Genomic DNA, 9,276 nt, shown 5'->3' with positions numbered 1-9,276 from the left:
ACCCGTGAATATAGCGTGATCACACGTTCAACAATTTGGAGGTTTTCACCATGACTTTATTCGTTACGATTCTTCAGCTTCTCTGCGGTCTCATCGTCATCGGCATCGTCCTGTTCCAGAGCGGCAAGTCCGCTGGCTTAAGCGGCGCGATCGGCGGCGTGGCCGATTCTTTCATGGCCAAGAACAAGGCCAAGAGCACGGATGCCCGTCTTGCGCGTGCCACCAAGTGGGTCGGCGCTGCGTTCATTGTCCTGACGCTCGTGCTGAACATGCTGTAAGAGCAAACGAATCCATAATGAAGAAGAGCGGGAGCAATGCTTCTGCTCTTCTTTTGCATCTTTGAAATACTGCTGCAAATGGCGGGAATTGTTACTATCTGCAAGTCGCACTGCGCTGTGCGTTCCGACGCTATTCCGCCTGATTGGTCAATCCTTTTCCAAACGATAAAAAGCCCTTTTGTATGGCTTCGCGATCTGCCATACAAAAGGGCTTTTTACTTATAATTCAGCTTTCGACTGCGGGGTTGGTTTAGACCAACTCGATCATCGCGGTCTCGGCGGCGTCGCCGCGGCGGACGCCGGTGCGAACGATGCGGGTGTAGCCGCCGTTGCGCTCAGCATAGCCGGGAGCGATCTCCTTGAACAGCTTCTTGCAGACATCCTCGCGGGTGATGAAGCTCATCGCCTGGCGGTAAGCTGCCAGATCGCCCTTCTTGCCGAGGGTGATCATCTTCTCAGCCACGGGCTTGATTTCCTTGGCGCGGGTGACCGTGGTCTCCATCTTGCCGTTATCCAGGAAATCGGTGACCTGCTGACGGAGCATCGCCATACGCTGATCGGTAGTCTTACCGAGCTTACGAGTTCCGGGCATAGTGGTTTTCCTCCTTGTAAGGATAAGTTGTCGGCCGTCGTTCTACGCGTGGGCGTAGGGTGCCGGTCTTAGTTGTTGTCTTCGCTGGCGAGGGACAGGCCCATCATGGCCAGCTTGTTGATGACCTCTTCGAGACTCTTGCGGCCGAGGTTTCTCACCTTCATCATATCGTCCTCGGTCTTGGAAATCAGATCCTCGACCGTGTTGATATTGGCACGCTTGAGGCAGTTGAAGCTGCGCACGCTGAGATCGAGCTCCTCGATCGTCAGCTCGAGCACCTTGTCGCGCTGCGCTTCGGCTTTCTCCACGACGGTGGACTTGCTGCCCATCGCGTCGGAAAGGTCGGTGAAGAGCGAGAAGTGATCGCAGAGGATCTTGGCGCCGAGAGAGACGGCGTCACGCGGACTAATGGTGCCATCCGTCCAGACCTCAAGCGTCAGCTTGTCGAAGTCGGTCATGTTGCCCACGCGGGTGTTTTCCACGGTGTAGTTGACCTTGTACACGGGCGTGTAGATCGAGTCAACAGGAATGACGCCGATGGCAGTCTGCGCGGTCTTGTTGCGGTCGGCGGACACATAGCCGCGGCCGTGAGAAAGCGTCAGCTCCATGTTGAGCGTCGCACCGGCGTCCAGCGTTGCGATGTGCAGGTCGGGGTTGAGGACCTCGACCTCGCTGTCGCCCTTGATGTCGCCGGCCTTGACCTCGCACGGGCCCACAGCCTCAATATAGACGGTCTTGATGCCGTCGGTATTGTGCAGACGGGTAATGAGGCTCTTGACGTTCAGCACGATCTCGGTCACATCCTCCTTGACGCCGGGGATGGTGGAGAACTCGTGCTGCACGCCGGCGATCTTGATAGAGGTCGCCGCGGTGCCGGGCAGGGACGAGAGCATAATGCGGCGCAGCGCATTGCCAAGCGTGATACCGTAGCCGCGCTCAAGGGGCTCCACGGTAAACTTGCCGTAGGTGCCGTTCGCGGGGTCTTCCACGCACTCGATCTTGGGCTTTTCAATTTCAATCATGCAGTTACCCTCCATTTCCATTCTGTGGTCTCAAAGTCCACACCAAAATTCTGCGTGTGTCTGTTGAGGGCTCGCCGCCGATTACTTGGAGTACAACTCAACGATGAGGTGCTCCTCAACGGGAACATCAATTTCTTCGCGGGCGGGAAGGCGAACCACGGTGCCCTTGAGGCTGTTCTTATCGCGCTCCATCCAGGTGGGGACCAGGAACACGGGAGCGTCCTGACCCATCAAGCGCTTGAAGACCTCGGAAGAGCGGCTGCTCTCCGCGACCTCGATCACATCGCCGGCCTTGACGAGGTAGGAAGGAATGTTGACCTTCTTGCCGTTGACGGTGAAGTGAGCATGGCTGACGAGCTGACGGGCCTGACGGCGGGTCATCGCAAAGCCCATGCGGTAAACAACGTTATCCAGGCGGCGCTCGACCGTGATGAGCAGGTTGTCACCGGTCTTGCCGGGGGCGGCAGCGGCGGACTCATAGTAGCCGCGGAACTGCTTTTCGAGGATACCATAGATGAACTTGACCTTCTGCTTTTCAGCAAGCTGAAGGCTGTATTCGCTCTTCTTCTTTCTCATCTGGCTGCCGGGGTTGCGATTAGTGGTCTTCTTCGCATAGCCCATCACAGCAGGAGAAATGCCCAAAGCCTTGCAGCGCTTGGCGATCGGCTGCATATTCTTTGCCATAGTGCTTTTTACCTCCTCTTTCGATTAGACGCGACGGCGCTTCGGGGGACGGCAGCCGTTGTGCGGGATGGGCGTGACGTCCTTGATCATCGTGACCTCCAGGCCGACAGCCTGCAGGGCGCGGATCGCAGCTTCACGACCCTGGCCGGGGCCCTTAACAAAGACCTCGACCGTCTTGAGACCATGCTCCATCGCAGCGGTAGCAGCCGTTTCAGCGGCGCTCTGAGCGGCGAACGGAGTGGACTTCTTGCTGCCGCGGAAGCCGAGGCCGCCGGAGGAAGCCCAGGAAAGGGCGTTGCCCTGCGTATCGGTCACCGTGACCATGGTGTTGTTGAAGGAGGAACGAATATGAACCTGACCACGTTCGACGTTCTTCTTTTCGCGGCGACGGCGGATAACCTTCTTACCGGTTTTAGCATTGTTTGCTGCCATATTCTATTCTCCCTCCTTACTTCTTCTTGTTCGCAATGGTCTTCTTGGGGCCCTTGCGGGTACGAGCGTTGGTCTTGCTGCGCTGACCACGAACGGGCAGGCCGCGGCGATGACGGGTGCCGCGATAGCAGCCGATCTCGCTCAGACGCTTGATGTCGAGTGCGGTCTGACGGCGAAGGTCGCCTTCCACGATGTAGCTGTGGTCGATGGCTTCACGAAGCTTGGCCTCGTCAGCATCGGTCAGATCCTTCACGCGGGTGTCGGGGTTCACGCCTGTCTGTGCCAGGATCTCCTGAGCACTCTTTCTGCCAATACCATAGATATAAGTCAAACCGATTTCGATTCGCTTATCCTTGGGCAGGTCAATACCGGCAATACGTGCCATACTTTTTAACCTCCAATTAAGTCTTAGCCCTGGCGCTGCTTGTGCTTCGGATTCTCGCAAATGACCATGACACGGCCTTTACGACGAATGATCTTGCACTTTTCGCACATGGGCTTCACGGACGGTCTTACTTTCATGTCGATAAACCTCCATTACTTAGTACGCCAGGTAATTCGGCCGCGGGTCAGGTCATAGGGAGACATCTCCACTGTGACCTTGTCACCGGGCAGAATCCTGATGAAATTCATTCTGAGCTTTCCGGAAATATGCGCTAAGATCGTGTGTCCATTTCCAATGTCTACTTGGAATGTGGTGTTGGGCATGGCCTCAACGACAACGCCTTCCACTTCAATCATGTCGGATTTTGCCAAGTGTTATCCCTCCTGGTCCGGATTTTCCTTGCCGCTGTATGCGGCGATGGCTTTACGAAGCTCACTGTTTGTGATTTTTTCCTTGCTTCTGATCTTCTCGGCGACAGGCGCCGCGCTCTCTGCGATGAAGCGGACATGCTTTTGCTTTTTCCGCTTCGGCGCTTCGATCCTGCGGCTCTTGCCGTCGGCCAGCAGCAGGTACTCCCCGTCTGTTTCCAGCACGAAGAAGTATTTGCCCTGTTCTCTGCCGGCAGTTGCCTGAACAAGATTCGCAATGTCCATGGCGTCCTCTTACGGTGCCGGAGCCGTCAGAATTTCGGGCTCGCCGGCGGTGATGAGGATCGTGTTCTCGTAGTGCGCCGCGTATTTGCCGTCACGGGTCTTGACGGTCCAGCCATCGCTCATCTGGCGGATAGCTGCGGTGCCCGCGTTCACCATCGGTTCGACGGCGATCGTCATGCCGCGCAGCAGCTTCGGCCCGTGGCCCGGAGCCCCGTAGTTGGGGATCTCGGGCGCTTCGTGCATGTTTCTGCCGACGCCATGGCCGACATACTCGCGCACGACGGAGAAGCCGTTCGCCTCCACATACGCCTGCACGGCGTGGGAGATGTCGGAGATGCGGTTGCCCTCGCGGGCCTGCGCAAATCCTTCAAAAAAGCCCTGACGAGTCACGTCGATCAACCGCTGTGCCTCTTCGGAAATTTTTCCGCAGGGGTAAGTGGCTGCGCAGTCGCCGTGGAAGCCGCCGATGTATGCGCCCACGTCCACGCTGACGATATCGCCCTCCTTGAGCACCCGGGGACCCGGGATGCCGTGGATGATCTCGTCGTTGACGGACACGCACACGCTGGCGGGATAGCCGTTGTAGTTTAAGAACGACGGCTCAGCGCCCTGCGAACGAATGAAATGGAACACTGCTTTGTCAATTTCTCGGGTTGTTACGCCGGGCTTTACCATTTCCCCTGCTAACGCACGGGCAGCCGCGGTAATTTTTCCCGCTCGGCGCATCAATTCGATCTCGCGCTCTGATTTCACAATGATCATATCTTAACCATCCTGTCTCAGTATTGCGAGGATCGCCTTGGAGGTGGCCTCCACCGGCCCCATGTCCTCCACCGGATACAGAACCCCACGCTCGCGGTAGAAGTCCTTGAGCGGTTCTGTTTCTCTATGATAGACCGCAAGGCGGTTTTTCACCGTCTCGGGCTTATCATCCTTGCGGGTGACCAGCTCGCCGCCGCAGACGTCGCAGACGCCTTCGGCTTTGGGCGGCACTGCCACGATGTGGTAGCTTGCGCCGCACTTGCTGCAAACCCTGCGTCCGCTCATGCGCTCCATGATGGTCGCGTCAGCGATCTCCAGGGAGACGACATGATCGAACTTGATACCGGCTGCCTCAAGAGCTTCTGCCTGCGCGATCGTGCGGGGCACACCGTCTAAGATGAAGCCTTTCGCACAATCGGGCTCGGCGAGCCGCTCTTTAATGATGCCGATGATGACCTCATCGGGTACCAGGTGGCCTTCGTCCATATAGGTCTTGGCCTTCATTCCCGTCGGCGTGCCCTCTTGGATGGCCGCGCGCAGAATGTTACCGGTGGAAATCGCGGGGATTCCTAACTCACGGGAGATGACAGCGGCCTGCGTGCCTTTGCCAGCGCCCGGAGCGCCCAATAAAATCAGTTTCATAGAAACGCCTCTCTTACTCGAGGAAGCCCTTGTACTGGCGCATCATCATCTGAGACTCCAGCGCGCGGACCGTCTCAAGTGCAACACCGACAACGATGATGACCGAGGTACCGCCGATGGCGAGGCCGGAGTTGCCCAGCAGTTTGCCGGCGATCAGCGGGCAGATGGCCACGATGCCGAGGTAGATAGCGCCGAAAAGGGTGACCTTGTTGAGAACCTTGGCAATGAAGTCAGACGTGGGCTTGCCCGGACGGAAGCCGGGGATGAAGCCGCCGTTGCGCTTGAGGTTGTTGGAGATCTCAACGGGGTTAAACTGAATGGTAGCGTAGAAATAGCTGAAGCCGATGATCATCAGGAAGTAGACGATCAGATACAGCACAGACTTGGTGTCGATCGCGTTGTAGATGCTGCGGCCAACGGTGCCCTCCTCGGGAGTACCGATGAAAGCCCAGATGGTGGCGGGCAGGGACGCGATGGTCTGCGCGAAGATGATGGGCAGAACGCCGGACATGTTCACCTTCATGGGAAGGGTGGATGCCTGGCCGCCGTACATCTTGCGGCCGACCTGACGCTTGGCGTACTGGACGGGGATGCGGCGCTCGGCCTCGTTGACATGGACGATCAGAACGACCATCGCAAGCATGCCGACGACCAGCAGCGCGATCCACAGGCAGCCGATGGAGCCCTTGGTGCGGATGTAGCTCGCACCCATCGTGACCATGTTGGGCACGCGGGACAGGATACCTGCAAACAGGATGATGGAGATGCCGTTGCCGACACCGAACTCATTGACCTGCTCGCCCAGCCACATCACGAACGAAGAACCGGCAACAAACGAAACGATGATCACGAGCGCCGGCCAGATGCCCTGCTGCTCGAGGATGTTGTAGTTCTTGCAGATCATGTAGTAGCCAAAGCCCTGAAGCAGGGCGATCGCCACGGTCGCGTAGCGGGTGATGGAGGCGATCTTCTTCTTGCCGGCCTCGCCGCCGTCGCGGGCGAGACGCTCGAGCGCGGGGATCGCAATCGTCAACAGCTGGATGATGATCGAGCTGTTGATGTAGGGCTGGACGCCCAGCGCGAAGACCGTCGCTTCTGCGAACGCGCCGCCGGACATGACGTTGTAGAGGCCAAGCACGGTGCCGCTCATGCTGTCGAGATAGTTGCCGAGCAGCGTCGTGTTGATATAGGGGACGGGGATCGCGTTACCGATGCGAAAGATCAGAAGGATCAGCAGCGTGAACACGATCTTCTTGCGCAGTTCGGGAACGCCCCAGGCCTTACGGATCGTCTGAATCACTTAGACCACCTCTGCCTTTCCGCCAGCTGCTTCAATAGCTTCCTTAGCAGACTGGGAAAACGCAGCGGCCTGAACAGTGACCTTCTTGGTAACAGAGCCGTTACCGAGCACCTTGTAACCATACGCGCACTTGCTCAGGATACCCTTAGCAAGCAGAGCCTCTGCGGTAACGGTCTCGCCGTCCTCGAACTTGTCGAGCGCACTCAGGTTGATGATCTCATAGGGCTTTGCAAAAATGTTGTTGAAGCCGCGCTTCGGGGTACGGCGCGCCAGAGGCATCTGGCCGCCTTCGAAACCGACGCGGACACCGCCGCCGCTGCGGGCCTTCTGGCCCTTGTGACCGCGGCCGCCGGTCTTGCCGTTGCCGCTGCCGTGGCCGCGACCCTTGCGGAACGCTTCCTTGGTGGAACCAGCGGCGGGAGACAGATTATACAGTTCCATATCTGTTCCTCCTTATTTCTCTTCAGTGACCTGCAGCAGATAGCCGATCTTGGCGATCTTGCCACGCGTCTGGTCGTTGTCGGGCTGCACGCTCGTATCGCCGATCTTGCGCAGACCCATGGAATTGGCAGTAGCAATGTGCTTTTCGTGTCTGCCGTTCAAGCTCTTGACGAGCTCAACTTTTAAATTAGCCATGACGCTCTGCCTCCTTAACCGATGATCTCGTCCACGCTCTTGCCGCGGATCTTGGCGACCTGCTCCGCGCTGCGCATGGACTTCAGGCCTTCGATCGCAGCGCCAACAACGTTGTTGGGGTTGTTGGAGCGCAGGCACTTAGTACGAATATCCTTGATGCCGGCAGCCTCAACGACGGCACGGACAGCGCCGCCGGCGATCACGCCGGTACCGGGGGCAGCGGGCTTCATCAGCACGCGGCCGGCTCCGAACTCGCCGATCGTCTCGTGAGGAATGGTGGTACCATCAAGGGTAACGGTGATCATGTTCTTCTTGGCAGCCTCGAGGCCCTTGCGGATCGCCTCGGGGACTTCAGCGGCCTTGCCAAGGCCGTAACCGACCTTGCCCTTGCCGTCGCCAACGACCATCAGAGCAGAGAACTTGGCCACGCGGCCGCCCTTCACGGTCTTGGAAACACGGTTGAGGAAAACGAGCTTTTCCATGTATTCGCTCTGTTCGCGTTCAAATCTAGGCATTGTATTTTCCTCCTCCCTTAGAATTCCAGGCCGCCCTCGCGGGCGCCTTCAGCCAGCTCTGCAACGCGGCCGTGATACAGGTAACCGCCGCGGTCGAAGACGACCGTGTCGATGCCCTTGGCCTTGGCGCGCTCGGCGATGAGCTTACCGACTGCACGGGCGGCAGCCTTGTTGCTGCCGTTGCCCTCGATCGCCTTGTCCAGGGAGGAAGCGGCGACCAGCGTGTTGCCGGCAACATCGTCGATGATCTGGGCGTAGATGTTCTTTTCAGAACGGAAAACGTTCAGGCGGGGTCTCTCGGGAGTGCCGGAGACTTTGGCGCGAACGCGCTTATGACGCTTGATGCGCTGTGCTTTGGTATCGGGTCTTTTAATCATATCGGCACACCTCCTTACTTCTTAGCGCCGGTCTTACCGACCTTGCGGCGAATGACTTCGTCAGCATACTTGATGCCCTTGCCCTTGTACGGCTCGGGAGGACGCTTTTCGCGGATCTCAGCGGCAAACTGACCGACCTTCTGCTTGTCGCAGCCAGAAACGACGATCTGGTTGGGCTGGGGGACCTCGATGGTGATGCCGTCGATCTCGGGGACTTCCACTGTGTGGGAGTAGCCGATGTTCAGGACGAGCTTGTTGCCCTCCTTGGCGGCACGATAGCCAACGCCGTTGACTTCGAGCGTCTTCTTGTAGCCATCGGTGACACCGACGACCATGTTGTGCAGCAGAGCGCGGGTCAGGCCGTGCAGAGCGCGGTTCTCCTTGCCGTCGTCGGGACGGGAAACGAGAAGCTCAGCGCCTTCCTGCTTGATGGTCATGCTCGGCTGGAGCTGCTGGGTCAGGGTACCCTTGGGGCCCTTGACGGTGACAAGGTTGCCGTCCGCGACGGTGACTTCGACACCCGCGGGAATGGCAACGGGCATTTTACCAATTCTACTCATTGTTTTATACCCTCCTTACCACACGAACGCAAGGACTTCGCCGCCGATGTGAGCCGCGCGAGCAGCCTTGTCGGTCATAACGCCCTTGGAGGTGGAGACGATGGCAATACCCAGGCCACGGAGCACGCGGGGCAGTTCATCTGCGCCGACGTAAACGCGGAGACCGGGCTTGCTGACACGGCGAAGGCCGGTGATGACCTTGTCCTTGCCATTGTACTTCAGGGTGATGTGGATCGTGCCCTGGGTACCATCGTCAACGATCTGATAGCTCTTGATGTAGCCCTCGTCCAGCAGAATCTGAGCGATGCTCTTCTTCATGTTGGAAGCGGGGACATCCACAGTGTCATGACGGGCACTGTTTGCGTTGCGGATGCGGGTGAGCATATCCGCAATGGGGTCAGTGATATGCATAGTGTAAATCCTCCTGATTTAGAGTTA

General features: G+C 58.1%; 18 protein-coding genes. 1 reads left to right on the top strand and 17 read right to left on the bottom strand.

The window, feature by feature from the left end:
• Window positions 1-50 precede the first annotated feature (50 nt).
• Window positions 51-278, top strand: a complete 228-nt coding sequence (gene secG / locus NI20_RS0103500; RefSeq protein WP_033120063.1) for a preprotein translocase subunit SecG — start codon at window positions 51-53, stop codon at window positions 276-278.
• Window positions 279-528: 250 nt separating this feature from the next.
• On the opposite strand, the gene rplQ is transcribed toward secG, so the two are convergent.
• From rplQ to rpsH, 17 genes are all read right to left on the bottom strand, one after another.
• Window positions 529-870, bottom strand: a complete 342-nt coding sequence (rplQ, locus tag NI20_RS0103490) for a 50S ribosomal protein L17 (RefSeq protein ID WP_033120061.1) — start codon at window positions 868-870, stop codon at window positions 529-531.
• A gap of 68 nt (window positions 871-938) precedes the next feature.
• On the bottom strand, window positions 939-1,892 hold the full coding sequence (locus tag NI20_RS0103485; RefSeq protein ID WP_033120060.1) for a DNA-directed RNA polymerase subunit alpha: 954 nt from the start codon (window positions 1,890-1,892) through the stop codon (window positions 939-941).
• Between the two features lie 81 nt (window positions 1,893-1,973).
• A complete protein-coding gene (gene rpsD / locus NI20_RS0103480; protein WP_033120059.1) occupies window positions 1,974-2,576 on the bottom strand; it encodes a 30S ribosomal protein S4 in 603 nt (200 codons plus the stop codon).
• A gap of 24 nt (window positions 2,577-2,600) precedes the next feature.
• Complete coding sequence (gene rpsK / locus NI20_RS0103475; RefSeq protein ID WP_033120058.1) at window positions 2,601-3,008, bottom strand: 30S ribosomal protein S11; 408 nt, start codon at window positions 3,006-3,008, stop codon at window positions 2,601-2,603.
• Window positions 3,009-3,024: 16 nt separating this feature from the next.
• On the bottom strand, window positions 3,025-3,393 hold the full coding sequence (gene rpsM / locus NI20_RS0103470; RefSeq protein ID WP_033120057.1) for a 30S ribosomal protein S13: 369 nt from the start codon (window positions 3,391-3,393) through the stop codon (window positions 3,025-3,027).
• Between the two features lie 23 nt (window positions 3,394-3,416).
• Window positions 3,417-3,530, bottom strand: coding sequence for a 50S ribosomal protein L36 (gene rpmJ / locus NI20_RS0103465; protein ID WP_021858708.1), 114 nt, complete (start codon window positions 3,528-3,530; stop codon window positions 3,417-3,419).
• A gap of 15 nt (window positions 3,531-3,545) precedes the next feature.
• Window positions 3,546-3,764: a translation initiation factor IF-1 gene (infA, locus tag NI20_RS0103460; RefSeq protein WP_033120056.1), complete on the bottom strand. Its 219-nt coding sequence runs from the start codon at window positions 3,762-3,764 to the stop codon at window positions 3,546-3,548.
• 3 nt (window positions 3,765-3,767) lie between these two features.
• A complete protein-coding gene (locus NI20_RS0103455; protein WP_033120055.1) occupies window positions 3,768-4,046 on the bottom strand; it encodes a KOW domain-containing RNA-binding protein in 279 nt (92 codons plus the stop codon).
• 9 nt (window positions 4,047-4,055) lie between these two features.
• Window positions 4,056-4,808, bottom strand: a complete 753-nt coding sequence (map, locus tag NI20_RS0103450) for a type I methionyl aminopeptidase (protein WP_033120054.1) — start codon at window positions 4,806-4,808, stop codon at window positions 4,056-4,058.
• Between the two features lie 3 nt (window positions 4,809-4,811).
• On the bottom strand, window positions 4,812-5,450 hold the full coding sequence (locus tag NI20_RS0103445; RefSeq protein WP_033120053.1) for an adenylate kinase: 639 nt from the start codon (window positions 5,448-5,450) through the stop codon (window positions 4,812-4,814).
• A 13-nt stretch (window positions 5,451-5,463) separates the two neighbouring features.
• Window positions 5,464-6,750 (bottom strand): preprotein translocase subunit SecY, encoded by a 1,287-nt coding sequence (secY, locus tag NI20_RS0103440; RefSeq protein ID WP_033120052.1) that lies wholly within the window; start codon window positions 6,748-6,750, stop codon window positions 5,464-5,466.
• Window positions 6,751-7,191: a 50S ribosomal protein L15 gene (gene rplO / locus NI20_RS0103435; protein ID WP_033120051.1), complete on the bottom strand. Its 441-nt coding sequence runs from the start codon at window positions 7,189-7,191 to the stop codon at window positions 6,751-6,753.
• 12 nt (window positions 7,192-7,203) lie between these two features.
• Window positions 7,204-7,386 (bottom strand): 50S ribosomal protein L30, encoded by a 183-nt coding sequence (gene rpmD / locus NI20_RS0103430; protein ID WP_033120050.1) that lies wholly within the window; start codon window positions 7,384-7,386, stop codon window positions 7,204-7,206.
• Window positions 7,387-7,400: 14 nt separating this feature from the next.
• Complete coding sequence (gene rpsE, locus NI20_RS0103425) at window positions 7,401-7,901, bottom strand: 30S ribosomal protein S5 (RefSeq protein ID WP_033120049.1); 501 nt, start codon at window positions 7,899-7,901, stop codon at window positions 7,401-7,403.
• Window positions 7,902-7,918: 17 nt separating this feature from the next.
• Window positions 7,919-8,278 carry a 50S ribosomal protein L18 gene (gene rplR / locus NI20_RS0103420; protein ID WP_033120048.1) on the bottom strand — a complete coding sequence of 120 codons (360 nt, stop codon included), beginning with the start codon at window positions 8,276-8,278 and terminating at the stop codon, window positions 7,919-7,921.
• 14 nt (window positions 8,279-8,292) lie between these two features.
• Complete coding sequence (gene rplF, locus NI20_RS0103415; RefSeq protein ID WP_033120047.1) at window positions 8,293-8,838, bottom strand: 50S ribosomal protein L6; 546 nt, start codon at window positions 8,836-8,838, stop codon at window positions 8,293-8,295.
• 15 nt (window positions 8,839-8,853) lie between these two features.
• Window positions 8,854-9,249: a 30S ribosomal protein S8 gene (gene rpsH / locus NI20_RS0103410; RefSeq protein ID WP_033120046.1), complete on the bottom strand. Its 396-nt coding sequence runs from the start codon at window positions 9,247-9,249 to the stop codon at window positions 8,854-8,856.
• Window positions 9,250-9,276: the final 27 nt, after the last annotated feature.

Origin of the sequence: Oscillibacter sp. ER4, from assembly GCF_000765235.1 — a bacterium.
Taxonomy (GTDB): domain Bacteria; phylum Bacillota; class Clostridia; order Oscillospirales; family Oscillospiraceae; genus Hominicoprocola; species Hominicoprocola fusiformis.
The sequence above is the reverse complement of the archived record's forward strand: the minus strand, read 5'-3'. Positions and strand labels throughout refer to the sequence as shown.

What these genes read in the sequence shown, in the direction of transcription:
- rpmD (WP_033120050.1), bottom strand. Translation starts at nt 7,386, where the DNA reads ATGGCTAATTTAAAAGTTGAGCTCGTCAAGAGCTTGAACGGCAGACAC.
- rplO (WP_033120051.1), bottom strand. Translation starts at nt 7,191, where the DNA reads ATGGAACTGTATAATCTGTCTCCCGCCGCTGGTTCCACCAAGGAAGCG.
- map (WP_033120054.1), bottom strand. Translation starts at nt 4,808, where the DNA reads ATGATCATTGTGAAATCAGAGCGCGAGATCGAATTGATGCGCCGAGCG.
- rpsM (WP_033120057.1), bottom strand. Translation starts at nt 3,393, where the DNA reads ATGGCACGTATTGCCGGTATTGACCTGCCCAAGGATAAGCGAATCGAA.
- NI20_RS0103455 (WP_033120055.1), bottom strand. Translation starts at nt 4,046, where the DNA reads ATGGACATTGCGAATCTTGTTCAGGCAACTGCCGGCAGAGAACAGGGC.
- rpsD (WP_033120059.1), bottom strand. Translation starts at nt 2,576, where the DNA reads ATGGCAAAGAATATGCAGCCGATCGCCAAGCGCTGCAAGGCTTTGGGC.
- rpsH (WP_033120046.1), bottom strand. Translation starts at nt 9,249, where the DNA reads ATGCATATCACTGACCCCATTGCGGATATGCTCACCCGCATCCGCAAC.
- rpmJ (WP_021858708.1), bottom strand. Translation starts at nt 3,530, where the DNA reads ATGAAAGTAAGACCGTCCGTGAAGCCCATGTGCGAAAAGTGCAAGATC.
- NI20_RS0103485 (WP_033120060.1), bottom strand. Translation starts at nt 1,892, where the DNA reads ATGATTGAAATTGAAAAGCCCAAGATCGAGTGCGTGGAAGACCCCGCG.
- secG (WP_033120063.1), top strand. Translation starts at nt 51, where the DNA reads ATGACTTTATTCGTTACGATTCTTCAGCTTCTCTGCGGTCTCATCGTC.
- rpsK (WP_033120058.1), bottom strand. Translation starts at nt 3,008, where the DNA reads ATGGCAGCAAACAATGCTAAAACCGGTAAGAAGGTTATCCGCCGTCGC.
- NI20_RS0103445 (WP_033120053.1), bottom strand. Translation starts at nt 5,450, where the DNA reads ATGAAACTGATTTTATTGGGCGCTCCGGGCGCTGGCAAAGGCACGCAG.
- rplR (WP_033120048.1), bottom strand. Translation starts at nt 8,278, where the DNA reads ATGATTAAAAGACCCGATACCAAAGCACAGCGCATCAAGCGTCATAAG.
- rplQ (WP_033120061.1), bottom strand. Translation starts at nt 870, where the DNA reads ATGCCCGGAACTCGTAAGCTCGGTAAGACTACCGATCAGCGTATGGCG.
- rpsE (WP_033120049.1), bottom strand. Translation starts at nt 7,901, where the DNA reads ATGCCTAGATTTGAACGCGAACAGAGCGAATACATGGAAAAGCTCGTT.
- rplF (WP_033120047.1), bottom strand. Translation starts at nt 8,838, where the DNA reads ATGAGTAGAATTGGTAAAATGCCCGTTGCCATTCCCGCGGGTGTCGAA.